The organism is Streptomyces luteogriseus (assembly GCF_014205055.1).
GTDB lineage: Bacteria > Actinomycetota > Actinomycetes > Streptomycetales > Streptomycetaceae > Streptomyces > Streptomyces luteogriseus.
Map to the genome: position 1 here is coordinate 437616 of NZ_JACHMS010000001.1, position 23834 is coordinate 461449.

A 23834-nucleotide genomic window follows, 5' to 3' on the forward strand; every position below is an offset into this window, starting at 1 on the left:
GGGCCAGCTGTCAGGGGACTCGCCGGTTATGGTGCAAATCGGATACACGATGATGACCGAGCAGGCCGGCCCCCGAGAGCTCGTCGACCACGTGGTGCGGGCGGAGGAGGCGGGCTTCGACTTCTCGGTGACCTCCGACCACTACTTCCCGTGGCTGCGCTCGCAGGGTCATTCGCCGTACGCCTGGGCCGTGCTCGGCGCGGCCGCCCAGGCAACGTCACGTATCCCGCTGATGACGTACGTGACGTGCCCGACGTTCCGCTACCACCCTGCGGTGGTGGCGCAGAAGGCGGCGACCCTGCAGTTGCTCTCCGAGGGCCGGTTCCGGCTGGGGCTGGGCTCGGGCGAGAACCTCAACGAGCACGTGGTGGGCGGCGGCTGGCCGTCCGTCGATGTGCGGCACGAGATGTTCGAGGAGGCCGTGGAGATCATCCGCGCCCTGTTCGAGGGCCGTCATGTCAACCATCGCGGCACGCACTTCGACGTGGAGTCGGCCAAGCTGTGGGACCTGCCGGACGAGGCGCCGCCCATCGGCATCGCCGTCTCCGGGGAGCGGTCGTGCGAACTCGCGGGCCGGCTCGGTGACCTGGTGATCGCCACCGAGCCCAAGGCCGGGCTGCTGGAGGCCTTCGACCAGCACGGCGGCCAGGGCAAGCCCCGCATCGGCCAGCTGCCGGTCTGCTACGACCCCGACCGGGACGCGGCCGTCGAGCGGGCGCACTCCCAGTTCCGCTGGTTCGGCAGCGGCTGGAAGGTCAACTCGGAGCTGCCGCATCCCGATTCCTTCGACGCGGCCACCCAGTTCGTCACGCAGGACGACGTCGCCGACGCGATTCCCTGCGGTGACGACCCGGACGCGTTCGTCGAGGCCGTCCGCCCGTACGCCGAGGCCGGGTTCACCGAGATCGCGCTCGTCCAGATCGGCGGCGAGTCGCAGCCGGCCTACCTGGACTGGTCGGAGAAGACGCTGCTGCCGGCGCTGCGCGACGCGTTCGGCTGACGTCCTCGGCCAGTGCCGCCACGGCCCGTTCGACCAGATGAGCCCTCCGCCCCGGGGGGCTCATCTTCGCGAGCGCGCTCACCCGCTGGGCCTCCCCGGTCGTGGGCAGGAACCCGGCCAGCAGGAGGGGCAGCAGCAGCCGCCGGACGAGCACTTCGCTCTCCGAGGTGACCTGGGGTCTGCGCACCACCGAGACGTTGACCCGGATCGCGTGCTCGTTGCCGGGCGGTACACCCGGCCGGTCCGTCTCGATCGCGGCGTAACGGTAGCCGTGCGCCCGGTCACAGGCGGGGCAGCCGGCCGGGCCCCGGGTGAGCCGGTCGCCGCAGTCGGGGCACACCAGCCGGTCGAGGGCGGCGTCCACCAGCCGCCAGTCGTGCCGGTCGGGTTCGGCGACGACCATCTCGGCCAGGGCGCGCTCCTGGTCGTCGCCCGAGGCGGTGTCCCACTGCCCCAGGAACGCGGCCCACGCCCTCTCGACGATGCCGTCCACCAGGTCGCGGCAGGCGGCACAGGCGGGGGCACCGCCGTACGCGTAGCCACCGCACTCCGCGCAGCGGCGTAGCGGCATGTCCGCCTCCTGTCGCACCATGCCCGGCATCCTCCCGCACCCGCGTCCGCCCGGGACAGCGGTTTTCGGACGGGCCGCGCGGGCGGTGAACGGCGAGGTCAGCGGGTGCCGCTAGGCTTCCGTGCGCACCTCGTGCAGTCCGATCTGCCCCGCCTCAGGAGAGTCGTCCGTGACCGTTGCCATCACCCCGCCCGAGACCCCCGTCGCCCCGGCGCCCCTGTCCGACCTGGTCGCGCGGGACGCGCGGGAGTTCGGGGCGTACGCCCGGACCGGAGGGTGGGCCTTCGGGCTGAAGGTGGCGCGCAGCGTGCGGCCCGGCGGCCAGGGCGCGGACGAGACGCCGAAGGTGTCCGCGAAGGAGTTCGCCGAACTCGCCGGCTGCTCCCCGGAGCGGGTCATGCGCTACTACAAGGCGTGGGACCGGGCCGCGGACGACGGCATGGTTCCGCACTTCGAGGCGCTGACGCCGGGTCAGGAGGTGGACCTGCCGGACGCCGACGTGTGGCTGAGCTACTACGTCTCCCGCAACAGCGCCACGTCCGAGCGCGGCACCGCCATCTCCGAGGCCGCCGAGGCGGAGGGCATCCGGCCCACGAAGGCCCTCGAGGTCGCGGAGAACCCCACCGCCCTGCGCGCCGCGATCCTGGCCGACCCCTCCACCGCCCGGGCCGCCCGCCAGGCCCTGCTGGACCGAGTCCGTGAGGATCCGGACCTGCAGTCGGAGCTGGCCCGTGACGTGGTGCGCACCGACGAGCTGAAGAAGGCCGTCGCCGGGGAGAGCAGGGCGGCCGACCGGATCGGGTACGTGCGCCAGATCGCCGAGTCGGGGCAGATCAAGACGCCCGCCGGGCAGACCGTCGACGCCCCCGCCGACCTGCGCCAGGAGGCCGAGCGGCACCTGTCGCTCCTCGACGAGCTCGACGAGGGCGAGGACGCCGGAGAGTGGGCCGCCGAGGCCTACGACACGATGAAGTCCCTCGTCGTCGAGGTCGTGGAGGCGGACCCGGGGCTGCGGGTGCGGGAGCGGCGCACGAAGTTCTACAGCAGCCTGCAGAAGGCCACCAAGGTGTTCGAGGAGCTGACCTTCGACGACGCCGGGGAGTTCTACGAGGACGACATGGTGCAGCGTCTGGAGGATCTGCAGCGGGCCGTCGCGGTGTGCATCGAGTCGCTGCGCGGCGCTCGCGAGAATCACCCGGTCGGCTGAGCATTCCGGCGAAATCGGGGGTACTAGAGGGCTCTACGTCGGTTCTTCCCGGAGGCCCCCTCGTGAACTCGTTCGTCCACAAGACCCTGGTGGTGCAGCTCCAGGCGGGCGACACGGACCGTTTCTCCGTGCTCGCCCACCTGAGCTACGACGCCGCGGACCCGTTCGCCGTCACCGTGGTCTTCAGCCATGACGGCCGCGTCCTCGCCCGGTGGCAGCTGGACCGGGAGATGCTCGGTGAGGCGCTGCGGCGTCCGGTCGGGGTGGGCGACGTGCGGATGCGCCCGGAGTCCCGGGGCATGTGGCAGGAACTGCGCCTGGAGTTCCTCGGCGACGCCCGCGCCGACGGCGGGCGCCACCACGCCGTGGTGTTCGCCTGGGCGCCGGGGTTCGCGGCGTTCCTACGGGAGACCTACGAGGTGGTGCGGCCGGGCCGCGAGGAGGTCCATGTCGACGACTTCCTGGCGGGCGTTCTCGCGGGGGGCTGAACCGCGGCCGGTCTGAGTAGGCGTACTCATGCCGGCGGCCCGCCCCCGACTGGACGACGGGCTCCCTCGAGAGGAGCCCGCCATGTCCGCTGTGTCCGACGTACGTCCGGGTCCCCGGCCGTCCCTGCCCGCCGCCCTCGCCTGGGGTGTGCTCGCGGTGCTGGCCCTGTCCGGGTGGAACCCGCACGACCGCATGACCTGGTTCCCGGAGGTCGTGTGGGTCGTCGTGGGCCTGCCGCTGCTGGTGCTGACCCGGCGCCGCTTCCCGCTCACCGGTCTGCTGTGCTGTCTGCTGGCCGCCCACGCCGTGGTGCTGATGGTGGGCGGCCACTACACCTACGCCGAGGTGCCGGTCGGCGACTGGGTCCGGAACGCCTTCGGTCTGGACCGCAATCCCTATGACCGGTTCGGCCACCTGATGCAGGGCTTCGTCCCGGCCGTGCTGACGCGCGAGCTGCTGGTGCGCACCTCGCCGCTGCGCGGGAGCCGGTGGCTCGCTCCGCTGACCGTGTGCGCGTGTCTGGCGTTCAGCGCCGTCTTCGAGATGCTGGAGTGGGCGGCCGCCGTGGCCGGAGGGCACGCGGCGGACGCCTTTCTGGCCACCCAGGGCGACGCGTGGGACACGCAGTGGGACATGTTCTGCGCGCTGATCGGGGCCACCGCCTCACTGCTGCTGCTCAGCCGGGTGCACGACCGGCAACTGGTGGCGGTGACATCACCTCGACGTGTAGCGATGCCGGGTCCACAGCGGCAGGACGAACCAGCACAGCAGGTACCAGCCGACCACCCCGGCCACCAGGTAGGGCACGAATCCGTCGTGCGTGGCCACGCGCAGGATGAGCAGCAGTGAGGCGGTCGTCGTGGCGAGCAGCAGCACGAGGCCGAGCAGGGTGAGCCGAGAGGCCAGCCGGACCGCCTGGGGTTTGACGCGCCGCCCGGCGACGATGCGGTGCAGGGCCACCGGGCCGATGAGTGCCCCGGTCGCGCAGGCACCGAGGACGACCGTCACGAGATAGATCGTCTGGTCGGTGCCGGAGAGGTCGTCGTACTTCTCGGTGAACACCACCGTGAGGAGGAAGCCGAAGAGGATCTGGACGCCCATCTGCGCCACGCGGACCTCCTGGATGAGCTCCTGCCACATCCGGTCCGCTCTCTCCTCCTCCGTCTCGTTGCGCCCCCGGCGCATGACCCCGCCCTCTGCCGCGTCCGCCACTGTTCCTCCCGGTGTGAGACCTGAGCCCTCCTCTTTCCCGGGTTCCCCGGAACGAGCCGTCGTCCCCCGCCCCCGGGCCGGTTTGAGCGATCAGGGGACGGTTACACGGACGGCGCGAAGGACGCAGAACCGAGGAGGTCGTGGACTCATGTCCGGTACGCAGCTCACCGTGACGCTCAGCGGCGGAGGCGCCGACGACGCGCGAGCGGTCGTCCGGGCCCTGGAAGGCACGTTCGGGTCTCCCGACGATCTTCCCGCCGACGAGAACGCGACGGTCCACACGGCGACCTTCGACGGGGAGACGAACGCGGGTCCTGCCGGGGGCGACGGAGCGGGTGCCGGGCGGCTGTCCGCACCGGTGACCGTCACCGTGCAGGGCAGCCCGGAGGCCGTGCGGCGGGCGAGCGACACGCTCACCCGGGCCTTCACGGCACGCGACGACGGCGTCGCCTCCGGCGACCAGGAGCAGGAGAGGCAGTTGCTCCTGGAGCCGTGAGAGGCGGCCTCACCAGCGGGATTCGACCTGGTCCTTGATGCGCCGGTCGTACAGGGCGCGGATCGCCGTCAGCGTCTCCCCGGGCAGCTGCGGGAGGCGGGCGGCGGCCGCGTTGGCCCGGGCCTGTTCGGGTGAGCGGGCGCCGGGGATCACGGTCGTGACGCCGGGCTGCTCGACGATCCAGCGCAGGGCCAGCTGGGCCGGGGTGTATCCCTCGGGGGCGAGCGCCGCGAACTCGGCGGCCGCCTCGACACCGGTGGCGTAGTCGACGCCGGAGAAGGTCTCACCCTGGTCGAAGGCCTCGCCGTGCCGGTTGTAGGTGCGGTGGTCGTTCTCCGGGAAGACGGTGTCCCGGGTGTATTTGCCCGACAGCAGGCCGGAGGCCAGCGGAACGCGGGCGATGATGCCGACGCCCGCCTCGCGCGCGGCCGGGAGCACCTCGCGCAGGGGCTTCATGCGGAACGGGTTCAGGATGATCTGCACGCTCGCCACGTTCGGCCGGGCGATCGCGGTCAGCGCCTCCTGGCAGGTCTCGACGCTGACGCCGTAGGCGGCGACGCGCTCCTCCTCGACGAGGGTGTCGAGTGCGTCGAACACCTCGTCCGTGGAGTAGACGGGCCTCGGCGGGCAGTGCAGCTGCACCAGGTCGATGCGGTCGACGCCCAGGTTGCGCCGGGAGCGGTCGTTCCAGGCGCGGAAGTTGTCGAGCACGTAGTTCCCGGGGATCTGGTCGACCCGGCGGCCCATCTTCGTGGCGACCATGACGTGCAGGTCCGGGCGGCCGCTGAGGAACGCGGCGATGGTCTGCTCGCTGCGGCCGTCGCCGTACACGTCGGCGGTGTCGAAGAAGGTCACCCCGGACTCGGCCGCCGTCTCCAGTACCGCGAGGGCGTCCTTGTCGTCGACGTCTCCCCAGTCGGCCCCCAGTTGCCAGGTGCCCAGACCGATGACGGAGGCGTGCTGATCCGACCTGTCGAATGTGCGCTCGTCCATGGGCGTCAGTCTGTCATCCGTCACGGCACCGCGCGGAACGTGTCGATCCGGCTCGTCGAGACCGCCCGATTCACTCGCACGAGTGAATCGGTGCGACAGGAACGCGTCACGTGTCAACCAGCCCCTAGCGTGACTCCACGTGACCACTGGTGCAACGAACAACTACCCGTCGGCCGCCTCCTCCTGGACCCGCAGGGGCTTCCTCCGCACCGCCGCGGCACTGGCCGTGGTGCCCGGTCTGCCGGCGGATCCGGCGGCCGCCGCCGCGGAGTTGCCGGACTTCCCGGCGGATGTCGCGCTGTACCGCTCGGCGTACCGCAACTGGGTCGGCGAGATCACCGCCGACGGCCTGTGGGCCTGTGCGCCGGGCAGCCCGGACGAACTGGTCGACGTCGTCAACTGGGCGTGGCGGCACGGGTGGCGGGTGCGCGCCCGGGGCGCCTCGCACGGCTGGTCGCCCCTGACGGTCACGGAGGGGACGCCGTCCGGCGCGCCGGTCCTCCTCGTCGACACCTCGCCCCACCTCACCGGTCTGGCCCTGGACTCCCCCACCGCCGTGCGCGCCGGAACCGGCGTGACCATGGAGGCGCTGCTGACCTTCCTGGAGGAGCACGGTCTCGGCGTCACGGCCGCGCCCGCTCCCGGGGTCCTGACCCTGGGCGGCGCCCTCGCCGTCGACGCGCACGGCACCGCAGTTCCCGCGCGGGGCGAGCGACGGCCGCCCGGGCACACATACGGCTCGCTCAGCAATCTGGTCCTGTCCCTGACGGCTGTCGTGTGGGACGCCCGGGCCGGCGCGTACGTGCTGCACACGTTCCACCGGGACGAGGCGGACTGCGCCGCGCTGCTGACCCACCTCGGCCGGGCCCTGGTGACGGAGGTGGTGCTGCGGGCGGGCGCGAACACCGACCTCAGGTGCGTGAGCCGTACCGACATCCCGGCCGGGGAGCTGTTCGCCGCGCCCGGCTCGGGCGACGCGCGGACCTTCGCGAGCTTCCTGGACGAGGCGGGGCGGGTCGAGGCGATCTGGTTCGCCTTCACCGAGCATCCCTGGCTGAAGGTGTGGAGCGTCTCCCCCACCCGGCCGCTGACCTCGCGGAAGGTGACCCGGCCGTACAACTACCCGTTCTCGGACAACATCCCGGGGCCGGTGGCGGAGCTGGTCGGCCGGATGACGTCGGACGCGGCCTGGTACCTGGCGCCGCTGCTCGGAACCGCGCAGTACGAGGCCGCCGCGCTGGGGCTGGTGACGACGCTGTCCGCCGACCTCTGGGGGCCGTCCAAGAACACGCTGCTGTATCTGAAGCCGAGCACGCTGCGGGTGCACGCCAACGGCTACGCGGTCCTCACCTCCCGGGACCGGGTGCAGCGGGTCGTCTCCGAGTTCGCCGCGTTCTACCGGGAGCGGCTGACGGCCTACGCCGCCCGGGGCAGCTTCCCGGTCAACGGCTCGGTGGAGATCCGGGTGACGGGCCTGGACGAGCCGGGCGAGGCCGGGGTGGCCGGGGCCCGGACACCGCTGCTGTCGGCGCTCCGGCCGCCCGCGGACCATCCCGAGTGGGACACGGCCGTGTGGCTGGACATCCTGACGCTGCCGGGCACGCCGGACGCGGAGGCGTTCCTGCGCGAGATCGAGCGGTTCCTGCTGCGCACCTTCGACGGCGGGTCCGCGCTCACCCGGGTCGAATGGTCCAAGGGGTGGGCGTACACGGACGACGGGGTGTGGAGCGACGAGGAGGTGCTGGGCGGCGTCGTCCCGGCGGCGGTCGGCCCGTCCGAGTGGGCGGAGGCGGACGCGGCGCTGGACCGGCTCGATCCGCACCGCGTGTACGGCAACGCGTTCCTGGACCGGCTGTTCGGCAAGGCGGACGCGCCCTAGGCCGTGAAGTATGCCTGGACGGTCGGGGCGTACCGGTCCACCAGGGTCTCGACGGCGTGCGCCCGCAGCTCGGTGCCGCGGGCGATGCCGTACGTCACGCCGAGGCCGAGCAGGGTCGCGACGGCGAGTTCGGCGCGCAGGCCCGCGTCGGGGCCGGTGAGGCGGGCGGTGAGGCGGTCGGTCACCTGGGTGCGGAAGTTGGCGCGCAGGATGTCGCCCTGCTCTCTGTGCAGGGGTTCACCCAAGCCTCGGACTATTCCCGCGAGGCCAGCGACCGCGCGTGCACGGTGCGCGCGACCTTCGGCCCCAGCCAGCGCTTGAACCGCCGCAGCGGTTCCAGTTGCCCGGCGGCCCGGTCGAGCCGGTAGTACAGCTGGGGCGGGACGTAGGGCAGCAGGGGCGAGTGGCGCTGGCCGAGCAGGGCGAACATGCGCTCCGGCGGCAGGTGCATGTAGCGCGGCAGGTTCTCGTACCACTGGGCGCTGTAGCGGGCCGCGCTCTGCACGGGCAGGAGGGCCGCTCTGCGTTCCCGCTCGTAGCGGGCGAGGGCCTGCGGGAGTTCGGGGTGCTCGCGCAGCGCGGCGGCCAGGGCGATCGCGTCCTCCAGGGCGAGGGTGGTGCCGGCGCCGATGGAGTAGTGGGTGGTGTGGGCGGCGTCGCCGAGCAGGACCAGGTTGCCGTGGTGCCAGGTGTCGTTGGTGAGGGTGCGGAAGGTCTGCCACGGGGTGCCGCCGGGGCGGCCCAGCAGGGGGTGCCCGTCCAGGACGTCGACGAAGAGCTTTTCCAGCAGGGCGCGGCTGTCGGCCTCGCTCGCCCGGTCGAGTCCCAGGCCGGTCCAGGTCTCGGGCGCGCATTCGACGACGCAGGTGCTGCGGTCGGGGCCGTAGCCGTAGCCGTAGCACCAGATCCAGCCGTGGGCGGTTTCCACGAAGGCGAAGGTGAAGGCGTCGAAGACCTTGGTGGTGCCGAGCCAGACGTAGTGGTTGCGCCCGGGCGTGAGCCGGCTGCCGAAGTGTGGGGCGTGGCGGGTGCGCAGGGCGCTGCGGACACCGTCGGCCGCCACGATCAGGTCGGCGCCGGAGGGCAGGTCGCCGGGGGTGATCTCGCGCTCGTACTCCAGACGTACGCCGAGGTCGCGGGCCCGGGCGGCGAGGATCTCCAGCAGCCGGTGGCGGCCGATGCCGTGGCCCTGGTCGCCGCTGTGCCGGGTCGTCAGGCCCCGGACGTGGGCGACGCCGGCGCTCCAGCGGACCGAGTCGGCGTCGAGGACGTCCGCCGACTCGGGGTCCTTCTCGTGGAGCCGGTCGAGCAGGTGGCGCCAGTACGTCACGCCCCAGCCGTAGGTGGAACCCTCCGGATCGCGTTCGTAGACGGTGACGTCGTGGGACGGGTCCTGCCGCTTGAGCAGGATCGAGAGGTACAGACCGGCTGGTCCGCCACCGACACAGGCGACCTTCACGAACACCCCTGAGAATTACCGAGAGCTGTCGATTGCGGACGCAGAGTAGCAGGGGGCGGGTGCCTCCGACCGGACCGCCGGATCGCGCCAGTTTCGCGGCGTGACGCGTACCACGAGTCACGGGCCGCGCGGACAGAAACATCCGTCACAACACCTCCCACGGGTGGAATTTCCCCTTCCGAACGGGCGCGCGACTCTCCCACGGCAAGATCATCTTCGTTCAACCTTGCATGACATAAGGGGAATTGCCCGGATCGCAGCCAACCGGCTCGCGTGGATTTCTCCCGGTAGCGGGCGGGCCGATAGGCATGCGGGGTCATCAACCCGACCCACCCAGGAGGTCCGTATGCCGGAACTCAGCCGTCGCAGCGCGCTCACCGCCGCGGCCGTCCTCGCCACGAGCGCCGGGACGTTGTCAGCCGTCGCCCCGGCGTCGGCCGCCGGGCACCACGACTCCCCCGGAACCTTCGACGAGGTCTACAAGGGGCGCCGGATACAGGGCCGGCCGGCCACCGGGTCCGGTCACCACGCCCATCACGGCGCGGGTTACGCGGTGTTCGTCGACGGGGTCGAGCTGCATGTGATGCGCAACGCCGACGGCAGCTGGATCAGCGTCGTCAGCCACTACGACCCGGTGGCCACCCCGCGCGCCGCCGCCCGCGCCGCGGTGGACGAGCTGCAGGGCGCGCCCCTGCTGCCCTTCCCCGCCAACTGACCCGCACCGCAAGGCATCTGGAGCACCCGCACATGGCAGTCCGCAAGAACCAGGCCACCCTGACCGCCGACGAGAAGCGGCGTTTCGTCGCCGCGCTGCTGGAGCTGAAGCGCAGCGGCCGTTACGACGAGTTCGTCACGACCCACAACGCGTTCATCGTCTCCGACACCGACAACGGCGAGCGGACCGGGCACCGCTCACCGTCCTTCCTGCCCTGGCACCGAAGATTCCTGCTGGAGTTCGAGCGGGCGCTGCAGTCGGTGGACGCGTCGGTGTCGCTGCCGTACTGGGACTGGACCGTCGACCGTACGCCGCGCGCCTCGCTGTGGGCGCCCGACTTCCTCGGCGGCACCGGGCGGGAGCGGGACGGCCGGGTGACGGACGGTCCGTTCTCCGCGTCGGGCGGGAACTGGCCGGTCAGTGTGCGGGTCGACAGCCGTACGTTCCTGCGGCGCTCCCTCGGCTCCGGGACGCGCGAGCTGCCGACGCGGGCCGACGTCGAGTCGGTGCTGTCGATGTCCACGTACGACATGGCGCCGTGGAACAGCGGCTCGGACGGCTTCCGCAACCACCTCGAAGGGTGGCGGGGCGTCAACCTGCACAACCGCGTCCACGTCTGGGTCGGCGGACAGATGGCCACCGGGGTGTCCCCCAACGACCCGGTGTTCTGGCTGCACCACGCCTACATAGACAAGCTGTGGGCCGAGTGGCAGCGCCGGCACCCCGGCTCCGGCTATCTTCCGGCCGCGGGCACGCCGAACGTGATCGACCTCAACGAGACGATGCGGCCCTGGCACGACATGAGCCCGGCGGACCTGCTGGACCACACACCGCACTACACGTTCGACGTCTGATCAGACGGTCGCGCCCGTGCGGCACTCCGGGTGGCCCCACCCGCTGTCGTTCTTGGCGATGGGCTCGCCGGCCGCGTACGAGCGGCCGCACACGCACCGGCCGGGGAACTTCGCCTTGATGGTGCGCGGGGAGCCCTTACCGCCCGCGGTCTTGGCCGTGCGGGCCGCGCCGCCGCGTGGGCGGGAGCGGGGGGCCTTCGCCGGGGTGTCCGGGGAGGGCGGCGGCTCGGGGGAGCCGAGGCCGCTGCCCGCGGGCTCCTGGATGGTGGCGGCCTGGCTGGCGGCGCGGTCGGCGAAGTCGTTGAGCCGGTCGCCGTCGACCTGGTGGGCGGGGACGTAGCGGAACTCGACCGAGCGGCCGTCCAGGAGTTCGTCGATGCGCACGACGAGGTCCTGGTTGGCGACCGGCTTGCCGGCGGCGGTCTTCCAGCCGTTGCGCTTCCAGCCGGGCAGCCACGTGGTGACGGCCTTCATCGCGTACTGCGAGTCCATGCGGATCTCGAGCGGCACGTCCGGCTCGGTCGCCGTCAGCAGGCGCTCCAGCGCGGTGAGTTCGGCGACGTTGTTGGTGGCCTTGCCGAGCGGCCCCGCCTCCCACCGCTCCGGCGTCTCGGAAGCGTCGGCTACGACCCAGGCCCAGCCGGCGGGCCCGGGATTCCCCTTCGAAGCCCCGTCGCACGCGGCCACTACACGTTCACGCATACGCTCGATCATGCCATGACCGCGGGGGCCGTCCGGCCGGGAGGTCCGGGGGCCGGGGCGCCCGGGCGGCCACCCCTTAGGCCACGTCGGTCAGCTTCGGCATCTCGCCCTCGGTCGTCGTGGTGTCGATCACCGAGAGGTTCGCGCCCTGCGGGTCGCTGATCGCCGCGAACCGGCCGAAGGGAGTGGTCATCGGGCCGAACCGCAGCACCCCGCCGAGCTTGGTGGCCTTCGCCACGGCCTCGTCGCAGTCCGTGACCGTGAAGTAGACGTTGACGTACGGCTGCACGTCCGGCGGGAACTCCTCGCCCATCTTCATCCGGCCCAGCACGGAGCGCTCGCCCAGGTCGTAGATCCGGAAGTCCATCTCGCCGTCCTGCATGTCCCGCTGCCGGTAGGAGAAGACGGCGGGGAAGAACGCGTCGGACTTGTCCGGCTCGCGGGTGAAGACCTCCGCCCAGGCGTAGGCACCGGGTTCGCCCATCATCTGGAAGCCCTCGTGGGTGCCCGCCTGCCAGACGCCGAAGACGACACCACCCGGATCGCGGGCCAGGCACATGGTGCCGAAGTCGCCGACCTGCATCGGCTCCATCAGTACCTCGCCGCCGTGGTCACGGATGCGGGCCGCGGTGGCGGCGGCGTCCTGGGACGCGAAGTAGAGGCACCACTGCGACAGGCCCTCCTGGCCGGGCATGGGCGGGACGACGGCGGCGACCGCCTTGCCGTTCGCGTAGGCCTCCGTGTAGTTGCCGAACTCCGCGGACGCCTCGGCGAAGGTCCAGCCGAGGACCTCGCCGTAGAAGCTCTTGGCCCCTTCGAGGTCGCCGAACATCGCGTCGGCCCAGCACGGGGTTCCTTCAGGTTGCACGGCCATGGCTGCGGCCCTCTCCGGACGAGTGGATCTTGAGTGAGGTCTGAGCGGAATCGTCCGCTTCCTCACGCTAGTCACCCGAGGGTCCGCTCGCGCGCCGAGCGGGCCGTCAGACGGCGGGCGTCTTCCCTCCGGCGCCCGGCTGTGCTTGCCTGAGTGCCCTTTCGGTGGCCGGGGCGGGAGTTGCCGTATGCGCAAGCCGTGGGTCGTGGGTGTACTGCTGGCCGGGATGCTCCTCGGCGGGTGCGGGGATCCCGCGTCCGCACCCGAGGAGCCGGCACCGGCCGCACCGCGCGCGTCGGCGACCACCCACCAGCGCGCCCCCGCCTCCCCCGGCCCGGCACCGCGGAGGGCTCCCACGGTGCTGTACCTCGGCGACTCGCTGGCGATGGAGGGCCAGAAGGTCCTGGGCCAGGAGTTACGCCGGGACCTGAGGGCGAAGTACACCGGCGCCCCGTACTCGGGCACCACCCTGTGCGACTACCTGGAGGGCACGGCCGACCGTTCCCTGGTGCCGGCCTCGGACAAGGCCGCCGCGCTGGTGCGCAGGCTGCGGCCCGACGTCGTGGTCCTGCAGTTCTGGGGGAACTCCTGGGGCTACACGCCGTGCATGGACGGCATCACCTACGACAAGTCCCCGGCCCGGTACTTCAGCCGATACGACGCCGACGCGCTGCGGCTCACCGAGCAGATCGCCGCGGCCGGGGGCGCAGGCCGCCCGAGGATCGTCTGGGTGTCGCAGGGCCCGGATCCGATCACCCCCGACCGGGTCAGGCGTGTCAACGCGCTCTACGAGAAGCGGGCCGCCGCCTCGGGGGACCTCGTGGCGGACGCCGGGAAGGCGGTGAGCCCGGCCGGCGGCCGTTACACCTGGACGCGGTCCCTGCCGTGCACGGCGTACGAGCGTGCCCACCGCGGCCTGTGCACACAGTCCGGCCGCGACCGCACCGCCCTGCACCGCGACGACGACCATCTGCACTTCTGCCTGGCTCCGACCACCAGCCGGCCGAAGCCCTGCCCGGTCCGTTCCCCCGGGATCCTGCGCATCGCCGGGGAGGTCGTCAAAACCGTTCGACAGGCGGCGCGTTGAACCGCTCGAATGGGCGCCATGTGTGCGGTGCGAATGCATGAGGACGAGCTGGCCGTCGACGTCCCGCTGGTCGGCCGGCTGATCGCGGAGCAGTTCCCGCGGTGGGCCGGACTGCCCCTGCGGCGCCTGGAGTCCTCCGGGACGGAGAACGCCATGTTCCGCCTCGGTGCGGACAAGGTCGTACGGCTCCCCCGGCATCCCCGTGCCGTGGACGCCATCGCCCACGAACTGCGCTGGCTGCCCAGGCTCGCCCCCGCGCTGCCCGCCGCCTCCCCCGAACCCCTCGGGCGGGGCGAGCCCGACGACCGGTTCCCCTGGCCCTGGTCGGTGTTCGGCTGGCTGGACGGCAGCAACCCGGTGCCCGGCGCGCTCGAGAAACCCGTGCCCCTCGCCGAGGACCTGGCGGCGTACGTCACGGCCCTGCGCGGGATCGACGCGTCCGAGGGCCCACCCGGCTACCGGGGAGTACCCCTGGCGGCACGGGACCCCTTCATGCGCGAGGCGCTCGCACGCCTCGCGGGGCGGGTCGACACCGCCGCGGTCACGAAGGCGTGGGAGGAGGCCCTGCGCGCTCCCGGGCACACCGGGCCGCCGGCCTGGGCCCACGGCGACCTGATGGCCGGAAACCTCCTGGTCACGGGCGGACGGCTCAGCGCGGTGATCGACTTCGGCACGGTGGGGGTCGGTGATCCAGCCGTCGACCTCATCGCTGCCTGGTGTGTGCTGCCCGCCGCGGCCCGTGACGTCCTCCGGGACGCCGTGGGTGCCGGTGAGGCCGAGTGGGCACGGGCCCGGGGCTGGGCCCTGTCGATCGCGGTCATCGCCCTGCCGTACTACTGGGACACGAACCCGCCGGTCGCGGAGAACTCCCGGCATGTGATCGGGGAGATCCTGGCCGAGACGGCGTAGGGGCGGAGACGGCGAACGGGCGGGAAACCGCGTAGGGGCGGGCAACGGCGCAGGGGCGGAGACGGCTCCGCCCCTGCGGGGGGCAGTCCCGCCCGGGGGCACGTCACTCGCCCGCGTACGCCTTCTCCAGGGTCGCGATGTCGAACTTGCTCATCGCCATGAACGCCTGGGTGACGCGGGCCGTCTTCGCGGGATCCGGGTCGGTGATCATCGCGTCGAGCCGGTCCGGGACGATCTGCCAGGACACGCCGAACCGGTCCTTGAGCCAGCCGCAGGGGCCGGGCTCGCCGCCGTTCTCGGTGAGCTTGCTCCAGTAGTGGTCGATCTCCTCCTGGTTCTCGCAGAAGAGCATGAAGGAGGTGGCTTCGGTGAACTTGAACTGGGGGCCGCCGTTGAGGCCGAGGAAGCGGTGCCCGTTGGCCGTGAACTCGACCGTCATCACGCTGCCGGCGGCCTGGGGCGCTCCCTCGGGGTAGCGCGCGATCCTGCCGATGCTGGAGTTCTTGAAGACCGAGACGTAGAAGTGGGCGGCCTCCTCGGCCCGGCCGTCGAACCAGAGGCACGTGGTGAAACCGTCGGTGGTCATGAGTCCTCCTGGTGGCGTGGAACGCTGTCACCACTGTCGACCGGTCCCCTCCCCGGAACTCATCGGCCGGGCGGCAGGAAAAATTCGGGTGGTCGCTACACCGTTCGGAACTAGGCTCGCTGCCATGACGCCCACGCCCGCCGACAGCGGCATCCGTCCCTTCCGCATCGACGTTCCGCAGAGCGACCTCGACGACCTCCACGACCGCCTCGACCGGGCCCGGTGGCCCGACGAGCTGCCCGGGGTGGGCTGGACGTACGGCGTTCCGTCGGGCTATCTGCGCGAGCTGGTGCGGCACTGGCGGCACGAGTACGACTGGCGGGCCGCCGAAGCCCGGCTCAACGCCTGGCCGCAGTTCACCACCGAGATCGACGGCGCGCGGGTGCACTTCGCGCACATCCGCTCCCCCGAGCCCGACGCCACCCCGCTGGTCGTCACGCACGGCTGGCCGGGGTCGATCGTCGAGTTCACCGACATCGTGGGGCCGCTGACGGACCCGGCCGCCCACGGCGGTGATCCGGCCGACGCCTTCCATGTGGTGCTGCCGAGCATTCCCGGCTTCGGGTTCTCCGGCCCCACCCGGGAGACCGGCTGGGAGGCGCGCCGGATCGCCGACGCCTGGGCCGAACTGATGACGCGCCTCGGCTACGACAGGTTCGGCGCCCAGGGCGGCGACTGGGGTGCGGCCATCTCCCGCGAACTGGGCCGCGTCCACCCCGGCCGGATCCTCGGCGTCCACCTCAATCTGCTGCCCGGCGGGCAGGCGACCACCGAGCCGACGGCCGAGGAGCTGGAGGCGCTGAGTCCCGCGGAGCGGGAGCGCACGCTCACCTCCTGGCGCCGGTGGGAGAAGTGGTCCCGCGAGGGGACGGGCTACTTCCATGTGCAGTCCACCCGCCCACAGACCCTGTCCTACGCCCTCACGGACTCCCCCGTGGGGCAACTCGCCTGGATCGTCGAGAAGTTCCAGGAGTGGACGGACTCCGGGGAGCTGCCCGAGGAGGCCGTCGACCGGGACCTGATGCTCACCAACGTGATGCTGTACTGGCTCACGGGCACGGCGGGTTCGTCCGCCCGGGTCTACTACGAGCGCGCACACGCCCGGGGTGAGCGGATCGCCGCCCCGCAGGAGCCCTCCACCGCGCCCACCGCGGTGGCGTCCTTCTTCGGCGACCCCCAGATCCCGCTGCGCCACAAGGCCGAGCGGACGGAGAACATCGTCCGCTGGACGGAGTTCGACCGCGGCGGGCACTTCGCGGCGCTGGAGAAGCCGGACCTGCTGGTCGGTGACGTGCGGGCGTTCTTCCGCCGGTTGCGCGAGAAGGGCTGGTTCGGGCTCTGCCGGTAGCGGATCTGCCGAGGGCAGAGAAACCGTTCGCGGGCATCGTCCGAGGTCAAGAGTGGAGTCGACGGCACATCCCCGACACGTCCGCGGCACCTGTCGCCGCGACGAGGAGAACCGATGACTCCACTCACGACACTCACCCCGCGGGCGGAGGAGGGCGACACCCCTCCGACCCGCTTCGACGACCATCTGGCCGCCCAACTGCTGGCGCAGCGCATCGTGCTGCTGGGCACCCAGGTCGACGAGGTCTCCGCGAACCGGGTCTGCTCCCAGTTGCTCATCCTGTCCGCGGAGGACACCCACACCGACATCAGCCTCTACATCAACAGCCCGGGCGGTGCGGTGCACGCGGGTCTGGCCATCTACGACACGATGCGGCTGATCCCGAACGACGTCTCCACGCTGGCCATGGGGTTCGCGGCCAGCATGGGCCAGTTCCTGCTGAGCGTCGGCGCGCCGGGCAAGCGCTACGCACTGCCGAACGCGCGGATCATGATGCACCAGCCGTCGGCGGGCATCGGCGGCACCACCGCCGACATCGAGATCCAGGCGGAGAACCTGGAGTTCACCAAGCGGACCATCGAGCGGATCACCGCCGAGCACACCGGCCAGAGCCCGGAGGCCATCTCCCGGGACGGCGACCGCGACCGCTGGTTCACGGCCGAGGAGGCCAGGGAGTACGGCATGGTGGACCGGGTCGTGGAGTCCCTCGCGGACGTCCGCCCGGCGGCCACCCGGCGCAGGATGGGGCTGCAGTGATGGGTACGTACACGATTCCGAACGTCGTCGAGCGCACCCCGCAGGGCGAGCGGTCCTACGACGTGTTCAGCCGGCTGCTGTCCGAGCGCATCATCTTCCTCGGCACCGAGATCGACGACGGTGTCGCCAACGTCGTCATCGCCCAGCTCCTCCACCTGGAGTCGTCCTCCCCGGAGAGCGAGATCGCGATCTACCTCAACTCGCCGGGCGGCTCGTTCACCTCGCTCATGGCGATCTACGACACCATGACGTTCGTCCAGGCGCCGATCTCCACGTTCTGCGTCGGGCAGGCGGCCTCCACGGCGGCCGTGCTGCTGGCCGGCGGGGATCCAGGGCGGCGGTTCGTGCTGGAGCACTCGCGGGTGCTGCTCGGACAGCCGGCCGCGGGCGGGCAGCGCGGCATGGTGTCCGACTTGGCGCTCCAGGCCAAGGAGATGGTGCGGATCCGCTCCCAGGTGGAGGAGGTGCTGGCGCGGCACACCCATCACGACGTGGCGGCCCTGCGGGCCGACATGGACCGCGACAAGGTGTTCACCGCGCAGGAGGCGGTGGGCTACGGGCTGGCCGACGAGGTGCTCAGCCGGCGCCTCGTCACGGTCTGAGGCGCCGGCCGGCGGGACGGCTCAGGCGGCCAGGCACATGCCGTCGTGCGACGAGGTGGTGGCCCTGCGGCGGCCGCCGGCCACGTGGCGGGACGTGACGCGGGCCAGTTCGCCCTGCGCCCTCGTCAGCAGGTCGCCGAGGCCCAGTCCGAGGGCGTGGGCGGCGGCCGCGAGGACCTCCGAGGAGGCCTCCTTGCGGCCGCGCTCCACCTCCGAGAGGTAGGGCATGGAGATCCGTGCCTCGTCGGCGACGTCCTTCAACGTGCGCTCCTGTGCGAGGCGTTCACGGCGCAGTACGTCGCCCACCAGGTCCCGCCACAGCGGCTCCTTCGCGGCGGGGGTCGGCGGCGCCTGGCGCGGCGGCGCACCGGGGGGACGCGCCCCGTGGGGGCGCAGGGGGATGACTCGGGCTTCGTTCGGCAGCTGGTTGGTCACTTCTCCAGCCTAGGAATCCCGCCCGCCGGGGGAAGGGCCCGGCGTTCCGCCCTGGGTGGAATCACCCCGCGGACGAGAGGGAAGGGAACATTCCGCTCGATTTCGCCCAGGGAAAAATCGGAGGGCATGGTGCGCGTCATCCCGGGTACCCGCAACCCGGGAGTACCTAGGCAGATGTCCGCCGTGACGTTCGTGGGAGAGGTAATGGAGACCGCCGTGATCCGGTCGAAGGCACAGGTCGTCGAAGAGAACGCCGAGGCCAGCGCGGGTGACGGAGCACTGCCGGGCGTCGTGGACCCGCGGTCCGTGGCCCCGCGGGACGCGAGGCAGCTGTCCCGCCAGTTCTTCCAGCGCCTGACGGAACTCGAAGAGGGAACGCACGAGTACCAGTACGCGCGCAACACCCTGATCGAGATGAACATGTCGCTCGTGCGCTTCGCGGCCGGCCGGTTCCGAGGCCGCGGCGACGACATGGAGGACATCGTCCAGACCGGCATGATCGGCCTGATCAAGGCCATCGACCGGTTCGAGCTCTCGCGCGAGGTCGAGTTCACCTCCTTCGCGCTGCCGTACATCGTCGGCGAGATCAAGCGGTTCTTCCGGGACACGACGTGGGCGGTACACGTGCCGAGGCGGCTCCAGGAGCTGCGCGTGGAACTGGCCAAGGCCCGTGAGGAGCTCGCCAGCCGTCTGGACCGCGAGCCGACGGTCGCCGAGCTGGCGACCCTGATGAACATCTCCGAGCGTGAGGTCGTGGAGGGGCAGATCGCGGCGAACGGGTACAACTCGTCGTCGCTGGACGCCGCGCTCACCGGCGACGGTCCGGAGGGCGGCGAGGCGGTCCTGGCCGACTTCATCGGTGTGGAGGAGGACGGGCTGCGGCTCGTCGAGGACTTCCACGCGCTGGCACCGCTCATGGCGGAGCTGAGCGAGCGCGACCGGCAGATCCTCCACATGCGGTTCGTGGAAGAGGCCACGCAGGCGGAGATCGGTGAGCAGCTCGGCTGCTCCCAGATGCACGTCTCCCGCCTGATCAAGCGGATCATCACGCGACTGCGCGAGGGCATGCTGGGCGAGCTGGGCTGCGCCTGACACCCTCGTCCGGCTCGGCCGGGAAGCGGGGTGCCGTCCCCCACGCGGGAGTGGGCCGGCACCCGCGGCTGTCTCCCACCCCTGGATTCCGTCGGCTCGCGACGGTGCCTCATCCCCGGGTTGCTTCGGAGAGCGGCAGCACGGCGCGCACCCGCTTGCCCACCGGCACCCGTTCCACGCTGACCTGCTCCGCGAGCGCGTGGACGATCTCCAGGCCGTGCCGGCCGATGCGCTCGGGGTCGCGGGGAAAGATGCGGGGCAGAGCGGAGCTGCTGTCGTAGACCGACACCGTCACCGCGGTGTCGGTGCCGACGAGTTCCAGGATGTACGGCCCGTTGCTGTGCCGGTCGGCGTTGGTGATCAGCTCGCTGACCACCAGCAGCACGGCGCCGTCGACACGCTCGTCGATCCGCGCGCACCACTCGGTCCTGAGCTGGTCGAGAAAGAGCGCGGCGAAGGACCGCGCCTCGGCGATGCAGCCCTGCTCGCCGGTGTAGTGTGCCGCCCGCCGCAGCGGTTCCACGGGCACGTCGAAACCAGTCGGTATCACTGCCCCGTCCAGGTGGTCGATCATTCTTTTCTCTCTGGGATGCCGGACTGGCCGGACGCTCTGCACCAGTGCTCGTACCCGAGGTCGGCCTTCACAGTCCTGACAGATTCTCCCCCATCGGGTACCCCGGGCATTGTCCCCCCTTCACGGGGCACTCGGAAGGAATTCAGGGTCGGCCGAGGGCGGCCGGGCCGGATCACCGGAGGTGGGCGGTGGCCTGGTGGACATGGCTGGTCGTGGTGATCGCGGCGCTCGTCGCCGTCGCGGCGGTGACACTCGCCGTGCAGGCGGGCCGGCGGTCGGGGACCGTCATCGCGGTCCGGCGCCGCGGCGGAAAGGGCCCGCGATGAACGAGCTGCTGGCCGCACGCAGTCTGACGACCCTGCCGGTGGTCACCCTTGGCGGGGACGCCGTCGCCCAGGTCAAGGACACCGTCTTCGACTCCGCCGCCGGACGGATCACCGGTTTCACGCTCAGCGGCCGGGGACTGCTGTCGGGCCCGCTGAAGCAGAGCCTGCCCTGGTCGGGGGTGCACGGCCTGGGCCCGTACGCGGTCATGATCCGTGACGCCCTCGTCCTGGAGGACACCTCCGTCGTGGTGGCACGGCGCGAGGCACAGCAGGGCCGAGTGCTGCACGCCACGGTGCTGACCGACGAGGGAGCCGAGGTCGGCACGGTGCTCGATGTGATCATCGAGAGCGGGACCAGCGGCCGGGTGGTGGGCTTCCGGATCGCCGCGGGCAAGGCCCTGGTGCAGGGCTCCAGACGCCGTCGGCACCGGGTGTACGTGCCGCGCGGCGAGACGCTCGCGGTCTCCGGCCGCGCCCTGGTCATCCCGGCGGATGCCACCCGCTACGTCGCCGATGACCTGTCCGCCTTCGTCGCCCGGGTCGGCGCCTTCCGGGCCGGTCGGGAGGGTACGGCGCCATGATGCTGTTCTCCGAGGCGCGGGGCCTGCCGGTGCTGACCCTGACCGAGGCGCAGGAGGTCGGCGTCGTCAGGTCGCTGACGGTCGACGCGGTGTCCGGGGTGGTCACCCACGTCCGGGTGCGGGGCCGTCACTCCCGCAAGGAGACCGTGCTGGCCTGGGGCGCCCTGCACGCCATCGGCCCGGACGCCGTGCTGGTCCGCTCCGCCGCCGAACCGGCCGAAGTGCCGCCGCACCACGAGCTGCCGGGCCTCAGGATCCTCACCGAGACGGGTGACACGCTCGGCACGGTCCAGGACGTGGCCTTCGAACCGGGGACGGGCCGGGTCGAGGCGGTCGTCACCGCCCACGGCGACCTGCCGGCCGACCGGCTGCTCGGGCTCGGCGACTACGCGCTGGTGGTCCGCGCCGCCTGAGTCGTGCCGATCGGGCCGGCCGGGTCAGGAGGCCGGCGCCTGTTCCGTCGTGCCGCCGCCGGTGTCGCTCCCGGTGCCGCTCCCGGTGTTGTTGTCGGGCGGCGGCTGCTGGGTGTCGGACGACGGCGGTTCGTCCGTCGTCGGCCCCGAGGTGTCCGTGTCCGAGGTCGGCGGTTCGCTCGTGGGCGGTTGCGACGACGTCGAGTCGGTCGGTGCCGTGGGGGTGGTGACGCTCGCCGACGGGGAGGGCTTGTCGGGCTTCTTCGTCTTGTGGTCCTTGTCGCCGGTGTCCCCCGCCTCGCGCTTGAACCACTCGCCGTCGGGTTCGCACATCACGAATGCGTCGACGGGCTGCGGAGCGGGCGTCACCATGACGACGTTCGACGACTTGTACCCCGGCCATGCGGTACCGGTCGTCTTCGGCGCGCTCTGCTGGGCGACCGGCGGGGACAGCGGGTTGCCGCACGCGCAGCGCACCCGGGGCACGCCGCGGTCGTCGACGAGGGCGGCCGTGCCGGCCTGGAGGACGGCCTGATAGCTGGTGGCGGCGCCGTTCTTGTAGCCGTGGTTGGTGACGCGGGTGTCCATGCGCAGCTGCACGGGGGTGAGCGAACGCAGGTAGGCGGGGACCTCGGACGCCTGGATCCGGACGACCGAGGCGAACGCGCGCTGTTTGTCGGGCGCGTCCTCGAAGTACTTGATCTGCTTCTCCACGTCACAGCTGGCGACGCTGCGAGTGCCGCCGTACAGGCCGGGCGCGTCGCCGTTCACACCCCGCACGGCGTTCTGCGGGGCCGACTCGGCGGCCCCCGAGGGTGTGACCGGGGAGGCGGAGCTGTCCTCCTGCGCCGTCGACTCGGTGAACTCGTCCGGTCCCGTGTCGGCGGCGGGCTGGAGGAATACCTCGCCGCTGGACGTGCTGGTGCCGCCGTCGGAGGCACCGGTGCCGCCGTTGTCGGGCCGGGAGAGCACCACGGCCAGCACCACGGCGGCCACCACGGCGGTGGCGATGATCGCGACACGGGGAACGGACCCCCACCATGGCCGGCGGGGCTCCGGCTCCTTGCCGCCGCCTCCGCTCGGCGGCTCGGAGGGCGGCCCGCCGCCCGAGGGAGGCTGGGAAGGACCCGACAGCGGGCCCGAGGGAGGTCCTGTGGGGCGGCCGGACGACGGCGGATCGACGCTCACGAGCTCTTCTCCCGCGTGGGTTCTCTGCGGCCTTCACACAGCCGGGACGATTGATACCGGTATATGCCGCTCTTTTTCACTACGAGTTCATTGTGTGCCCCGGTCCCGTACGCCCCGCAAGCCGACGCGGACGGACCTCTCCGGCGGGCGCCCGGCTCGCGGGCTGCTTAGCGTGGCACCGTGAGTTCGCGCACCCCCTCCGGCCAGGCACGTACCTCCGGCGAGCGGGCCTTCGCCCGGCACGGCTGGGTGCATGCCCTCGTCACGGTGCTCGGCGGGCTGCTCGCCATGGCGCTGGTGTCCGCCCTGGGTCTGTGGGCGGCCGGGGCCGCGGACCTTCCGGACGGTTCTTTCGCCCCGGTCGTGGCGGCCACCATGGTCACCGCCGTGGGCGGCACGGTGAAACTCGCCGGAGGCGCCGGCGACCTCGCCGAGACGCGGGCCGGCCTGACGGTGATTCCCTTGTCCGTCACCCTCACCGGGGCGCTGGTGATCGCCTGGGGGTTCCTTCGTCCGCTGCGGCACCGCGCCGTGGCCGGAGCCACGGAACTGGCCGGCTGGGCCGGACGGGTGGCGGCCCTGTGGCTGCTCGCGCTGATCGGCCTGACGCTCGCCGCCCGCCACACGTTCGAGATCTCCCTCGGGGACGACACGCTCGGTGAGCTCGGCGACCTCTTCGGCGCCTCGCCGAGGATCGGGTTCACCACCGATGTGCCGCTGTCCGTGTTCGTCGGCGTGGTGTGGCTGGCCGGTGTGCTGGTGCTGGCGCTGCTGGTGTCACGCGGGGCCCCGCTGCCCGCGGGGCTGCTGCGCTTCCAGGCGTCGGTGCGGCCGGCCGCGTACGCGATGGTCGCGCTGCTGCTGGCCTGCGTGGTCATCGGTGTGCTCGTCGCCCTGATCGTCGCGGTGACCAAGGGGCACGCGCGGGAGACGTTCGCGGTGATCCTGCTGGGGATTCCCAACCTGGTGTGGCTGGCGCTGACCATCGGGCTCGGCGCCACGTGGAACGGCCGGGTGGAGGGGCCGTTCGGGCTGCCCATGCCGCATGTGCTCGACGAGGTGCTGCGCACCCCGGACGTCTCCGAGCTGAACCTGCGGACGCTCGCCGAGCACGACGGCCGGGTGTGGTGGCTGCTGGTCGTCGACGTCGTGCTGCTGCTCGCGGCCGCGTTCGTGATGGCGGCCCGGTCGCCGGCCCGGGTACGGGCCTGGCAGCACGCGGTGCACATGGCCGTCGCCCTCGCGCTCACGGTGTTCATGATCGGCCTCGTGGCGCGCATCTCCGCGCACTACGGCCTGTCCGTGCTCGGTATCGGTGATCTGGGCGGCGGTCTCGGGGGCGAGCTGTTCCTGAGGCCCAAGCTGTGGGGGGCCGTCGGTCTGGCCATCCCCTGGGGGCTGGTGACCGGGTTCGCCGGGGCGCTGCTGGCGCGGCATGTGCGTCGGCGCGGCGAGGTGCGTCCCGACGGCGAGGGCTGACGCCCCG

The 23834-nt window shown here is 72.0% G+C and carries 27 protein-coding genes and 2 pseudogenes; 18 read left to right on the top strand and 11 right to left on the bottom strand.

Translation table 11 applies throughout. The features are described from left to right. Positions 1-28 precede the first annotated feature (28 nt). Entirely contained in the window at positions 29-1000 is a 972-nt protein-coding gene (locus tag BJ965_RS02040) for an LLM class F420-dependent oxidoreductase (protein WP_184907059.1), read from the top strand. Here the strand turns inward: BJ965_RS02040 and BJ965_RS02045 are convergent. After that, the gene (locus tag BJ965_RS02045) at positions 897-1592 is read right to left on the bottom strand and encodes a hypothetical protein (protein WP_184907060.1); all 696 of its coding nucleotides are present in this window, start codon (positions 1590-1592) and stop codon (positions 897-899) included. The two genes, BJ965_RS02040 and BJ965_RS02045, sit on opposite strands and share 104 nt — an antisense overlap. A 148-nt stretch (positions 1593-1740) precedes the next feature. On the opposite strand from BJ965_RS02045, the gene BJ965_RS02050 reads away from it, so the two are divergent. The 3 genes and pseudogenes from BJ965_RS02050 to BJ965_RS02060 all read left to right on the top strand — a co-directional run. Further along, on the top strand, positions 1741-2778 hold the full coding sequence (locus BJ965_RS02050; protein ID WP_184907061.1) for a hypothetical protein: 1038 nt from the start codon (positions 1741-1743) through the stop codon (positions 2776-2778). Between the two features lie 62 nt (positions 2779-2840). Then, on the top strand, positions 2841-3266 hold the full coding sequence (locus tag BJ965_RS02055; RefSeq protein WP_184907062.1) for an SsgA family sporulation/cell division regulator: 426 nt from the start codon (positions 2841-2843) through the stop codon (positions 3264-3266). A gap of 82 nt (positions 3267-3348) precedes the next feature. Further along, positions 3349-4043: pseudogene (locus tag BJ965_RS02060) on the top strand (DUF2238 domain-containing protein); the annotation flags it as partial. Here the strand turns inward: BJ965_RS02060 and BJ965_RS38675 are convergent. Continuing rightward, positions 3982-4479: a DUF6328 family protein gene (locus BJ965_RS38675; RefSeq protein ID WP_376777890.1), complete on the bottom strand. Its 498-nt coding sequence runs from the start codon at positions 4477-4479 to the stop codon at positions 3982-3984. The pseudogene BJ965_RS02060 and the gene BJ965_RS38675 overlap by 62 nt on opposite strands. A gap of 148 nt (positions 4480-4627) precedes the next feature. Between BJ965_RS38675 and BJ965_RS02065 the strand changes: the two genes are divergently transcribed. After that, positions 4628-4975, top strand: a complete 348-nt coding sequence (locus BJ965_RS02065) for a hypothetical protein (protein WP_184907064.1) — start codon at positions 4628-4630, stop codon at positions 4973-4975. A 9-nt stretch (positions 4976-4984) separates the two neighbouring features. Here the strand turns inward: BJ965_RS02065 and BJ965_RS02070 are convergent, their stop codons facing one another. Then, complete coding sequence (locus BJ965_RS02070) at positions 4985-5968, bottom strand: aldo/keto reductase (protein ID WP_184907065.1); 984 nt, start codon at positions 5966-5968, stop codon at positions 4985-4987. Positions 5969-6107: 139 nt separating this feature from the next. Here BJ965_RS02070 and BJ965_RS02075 point away from each other — a divergent pair, with 139 nt between their 5' ends. Beyond that, a complete protein-coding gene (locus BJ965_RS02075; protein WP_184907066.1) occupies positions 6108-7847 on the top strand; it encodes a cholesterol oxidase substrate-binding domain-containing protein in 1740 nt (579 codons plus the stop codon). Here the strand turns inward: BJ965_RS02075 and BJ965_RS02080 are convergent. Both BJ965_RS02080 and BJ965_RS02085 read right to left on the bottom strand, forming a co-directional pair. Then, positions 7844-8083 (bottom strand): annotated as a pseudogene (locus tag BJ965_RS02080) (TetR/AcrR family transcriptional regulator); the annotation flags it as partial. The gene BJ965_RS02075 and the pseudogene BJ965_RS02080 sit on opposite strands and share 4 nt — an antisense overlap. Positions 8084-8100: 17 nt before the next feature. After that, on the bottom strand, positions 8101-9312 hold the full coding sequence (locus tag BJ965_RS02085) for an FAD-dependent monooxygenase (RefSeq protein WP_184907067.1): 1212 nt from the start codon (positions 9310-9312) through the stop codon (positions 8101-8103). Between the two features lie 340 nt (positions 9313-9652). Here BJ965_RS02085 and melC1 point away from each other — a divergent pair, with 340 nt between their 5' ends. Together melC1 and melC2 are read left to right on the top strand one after the other, a co-directional pair. Continuing rightward, positions 9653-10021 carry an apotyrosinase chaperone MelC1 gene (gene melC1, locus BJ965_RS02090; RefSeq protein ID WP_184907068.1) on the top strand — a complete coding sequence of 123 codons (369 nt, stop codon included), beginning with the start codon at positions 9653-9655 and terminating at the stop codon, positions 10019-10021. 32 nt (positions 10022-10053) lie between these two features. Beyond that, a complete protein-coding gene (gene melC2, locus BJ965_RS02095) occupies positions 10054-10875 on the top strand; it encodes a tyrosinase MelC2 (protein ID WP_184907069.1) in 822 nt (273 codons plus the stop codon). Here the strand turns inward: melC2 and BJ965_RS02100 are convergent, their stop codons facing one another. Both BJ965_RS02100 and BJ965_RS02105 read right to left on the bottom strand, forming a co-directional pair. Further along, entirely contained in the window at positions 10876-11589 is a 714-nt protein-coding gene (locus BJ965_RS02100; protein WP_184907070.1) for a ribonuclease H family protein, read from the bottom strand. Positions 11590-11653: 64 nt separating this feature from the next. Beyond that, a complete protein-coding gene (locus tag BJ965_RS02105) occupies positions 11654-12451 on the bottom strand; it encodes a VOC family protein (RefSeq protein ID WP_184907071.1) in 798 nt (265 codons plus the stop codon). A gap of 187 nt (positions 12452-12638) precedes the next feature. Here BJ965_RS02105 and BJ965_RS02110 point away from each other — a divergent pair, with 187 nt between their 5' ends. Next, complete coding sequence (locus BJ965_RS02110) at positions 12639-13538, top strand: SGNH/GDSL hydrolase family protein (protein ID WP_184907072.1); 900 nt, start codon at positions 12639-12641, stop codon at positions 13536-13538. A gap of 18 nt (positions 13539-13556) precedes the next feature. Beyond that, positions 13557-14447 (top strand): aminoglycoside phosphotransferase family protein, encoded by an 891-nt coding sequence (locus BJ965_RS02115; RefSeq protein ID WP_184907073.1) that lies wholly within the window; start codon positions 13557-13559, stop codon positions 14445-14447. A gap of 103 nt (positions 14448-14550) precedes the next feature. Here BJ965_RS02115 and BJ965_RS02120 read toward each other — a convergent pair whose 3' ends face one another. Continuing rightward, a complete protein-coding gene (locus tag BJ965_RS02120; protein WP_184907074.1) occupies positions 14551-15033 on the bottom strand; it encodes a VOC family protein in 483 nt (160 codons plus the stop codon). A gap of 124 nt (positions 15034-15157) precedes the next feature. Between BJ965_RS02120 and BJ965_RS02125 the strand changes: the two genes are divergently transcribed. The 3 genes from BJ965_RS02125 (at position 15158) to BJ965_RS02135 (ending at position 17739) form a co-directional block, all read left to right on the top strand. After that, a complete protein-coding gene (locus BJ965_RS02125) occupies positions 15158-16381 on the top strand; it encodes an epoxide hydrolase family protein (RefSeq protein WP_184907075.1) in 1224 nt (407 codons plus the stop codon). A gap of 114 nt (positions 16382-16495) precedes the next feature. Further along, complete coding sequence (locus BJ965_RS02130; protein ID WP_184907076.1) at positions 16496-17137, top strand: ATP-dependent Clp protease proteolytic subunit; 642 nt, start codon at positions 16496-16498, stop codon at positions 17135-17137. Next, entirely contained in the window at positions 17137-17739 is a 603-nt protein-coding gene (locus BJ965_RS02135) for a ClpP family protease (protein WP_184907077.1), read from the top strand. Before BJ965_RS02130 ends, BJ965_RS02135 begins: the two co-directional genes overlap by 1 nt. Before the next feature lie 21 nt (positions 17740-17760). Here BJ965_RS02135 and BJ965_RS02140 read toward each other — a convergent pair whose 3' ends face one another. Continuing rightward, positions 17761-18174, bottom strand: coding sequence for a helix-turn-helix domain-containing protein (locus BJ965_RS02140; protein WP_184907078.1), 414 nt, complete (start codon positions 18172-18174; stop codon positions 17761-17763). Between the two features lie 204 nt (positions 18175-18378). Here BJ965_RS02140 and BJ965_RS02145 point away from each other — a divergent pair, with 204 nt between their 5' ends. After that, a complete protein-coding gene (locus BJ965_RS02145; protein ID WP_184907079.1) occupies positions 18379-19266 on the top strand; it encodes an RNA polymerase sigma factor SigF in 888 nt (295 codons plus the stop codon). 109 nt (positions 19267-19375) lie between these two features. On the opposite strand, the gene BJ965_RS02150 is transcribed toward BJ965_RS02145, so the two are convergent. Continuing rightward, entirely contained in the window at positions 19376-19840 is a 465-nt protein-coding gene (locus tag BJ965_RS02150) for an ATP-binding protein (RefSeq protein ID WP_184907080.1), read from the bottom strand. A gap of 188 nt (positions 19841-20028) precedes the next feature. Here BJ965_RS02150 and BJ965_RS02155 point away from each other — a divergent pair, with 188 nt between their 5' ends. Genes BJ965_RS02155 through BJ965_RS02165 form a run of 3 tightly spaced genes read left to right on the top strand, consistent with a single transcriptional unit; the run spans position 20029 to position 21160 of the window. Beyond that, positions 20029-20166: a hypothetical protein gene (locus BJ965_RS02155; RefSeq protein ID WP_184907081.1), complete on the top strand. Its 138-nt coding sequence runs from the start codon at positions 20029-20031 to the stop codon at positions 20164-20166. Then, positions 20163-20747 carry a PRC-barrel domain-containing protein gene (locus BJ965_RS02160; protein ID WP_184907082.1) on the top strand — a complete coding sequence of 195 codons (585 nt, stop codon included), beginning with the start codon at positions 20163-20165 and terminating at the stop codon, positions 20745-20747. The genes BJ965_RS02155 and BJ965_RS02160 overlap by 4 nt, the downstream gene beginning before the upstream one ends. Further along, a complete protein-coding gene (locus BJ965_RS02165; RefSeq protein ID WP_184907083.1) occupies positions 20744-21160 on the top strand; it encodes a PRC-barrel domain-containing protein in 417 nt (138 codons plus the stop codon). Before BJ965_RS02160 ends, BJ965_RS02165 begins: the two co-directional genes overlap by 4 nt. Before the next feature lie 24 nt (positions 21161-21184). Here the strand turns inward: BJ965_RS02165 and BJ965_RS02170 are convergent, their stop codons facing one another. Next, positions 21185-22348 (bottom strand): DUF6777 domain-containing protein, encoded by a 1164-nt coding sequence (locus tag BJ965_RS02170; protein ID WP_313666685.1) that lies wholly within the window; start codon positions 22346-22348, stop codon positions 21185-21187. A 180-nt stretch (positions 22349-22528) separates the two neighbouring features. Here BJ965_RS02170 and BJ965_RS02175 point away from each other — a divergent pair, with 180 nt between their 5' ends. Further along, entirely contained in the window at positions 22529-23827 is a 1299-nt protein-coding gene (locus BJ965_RS02175) for a streptophobe family protein (RefSeq protein ID WP_184907084.1), read from the top strand. Positions 23828-23834 lie beyond the last annotated feature (7 nt).

Excerpts from the sequence above, each read along its gene's own strand:
- BJ965_RS02040 (WP_184907059.1), top strand. The coding sequence starts at position 29 with ATGGTGCAAATCGGATACACGATGATGACCGAGCAGGCCGGCCCCCGA.
- BJ965_RS02045 (WP_184907060.1), bottom strand. The coding sequence starts at position 1,592 with ATGGTGCGACAGGAGGCGGACATGCCGCTACGCCGCTGCGCGGAGTGC.
- BJ965_RS02065 (WP_184907064.1), top strand. The coding sequence starts at position 4,628 with ATGTCCGGTACGCAGCTCACCGTGACGCTCAGCGGCGGAGGCGCCGAC.
- BJ965_RS02070 (WP_184907065.1), bottom strand. The coding sequence starts at position 5,968 with ATGGACGAGCGCACATTCGACAGGTCGGATCAGCACGCCTCCGTCATC.
- melC1 (WP_184907068.1), top strand. The coding sequence starts at position 9,653 with ATGCCGGAACTCAGCCGTCGCAGCGCGCTCACCGCCGCGGCCGTCCTC.
- melC2 (WP_184907069.1), top strand. The coding sequence starts at position 10,054 with ATGGCAGTCCGCAAGAACCAGGCCACCCTGACCGCCGACGAGAAGCGG.
- BJ965_RS02100 (WP_184907070.1), bottom strand. The coding sequence starts at position 11,589 with ATGATCGAGCGTATGCGTGAACGTGTAGTGGCCGCGTGCGACGGGGCT.
- BJ965_RS02105 (WP_184907071.1), bottom strand. The coding sequence starts at position 12,451 with ATGGCCGTGCAACCTGAAGGAACCCCGTGCTGGGCCGACGCGATGTTC.
- BJ965_RS02110 (WP_184907072.1), top strand. The coding sequence starts at position 12,639 with ATGCGCAAGCCGTGGGTCGTGGGTGTACTGCTGGCCGGGATGCTCCTC.
- BJ965_RS02115 (WP_184907073.1), top strand. The coding sequence starts at position 13,557 with ATGTGTGCGGTGCGAATGCATGAGGACGAGCTGGCCGTCGACGTCCCG.
- BJ965_RS02120 (WP_184907074.1), bottom strand. The coding sequence starts at position 15,033 with ATGACCACCGACGGTTTCACCACGTGCCTCTGGTTCGACGGCCGGGCC.
- BJ965_RS02125 (WP_184907075.1), top strand. The coding sequence starts at position 15,158 with ATGACGCCCACGCCCGCCGACAGCGGCATCCGTCCCTTCCGCATCGAC.
- BJ965_RS02130 (WP_184907076.1), top strand. The coding sequence starts at position 16,496 with ATGACTCCACTCACGACACTCACCCCGCGGGCGGAGGAGGGCGACACC.
- BJ965_RS02135 (WP_184907077.1), top strand. The coding sequence starts at position 17,137 with ATGGGTACGTACACGATTCCGAACGTCGTCGAGCGCACCCCGCAGGGC.
- BJ965_RS02145 (WP_184907079.1), top strand. The coding sequence starts at position 18,379 with ATGGAGACCGCCGTGATCCGGTCGAAGGCACAGGTCGTCGAAGAGAAC.
- BJ965_RS02150 (WP_184907080.1), bottom strand. The coding sequence starts at position 19,840 with ATGATCGACCACCTGGACGGGGCAGTGATACCGACTGGTTTCGACGTG.
- BJ965_RS02160 (WP_184907082.1), top strand. The coding sequence starts at position 20,163 with ATGAACGAGCTGCTGGCCGCACGCAGTCTGACGACCCTGCCGGTGGTC.
- BJ965_RS02165 (WP_184907083.1), top strand. The coding sequence starts at position 20,744 with ATGATGCTGTTCTCCGAGGCGCGGGGCCTGCCGGTGCTGACCCTGACC.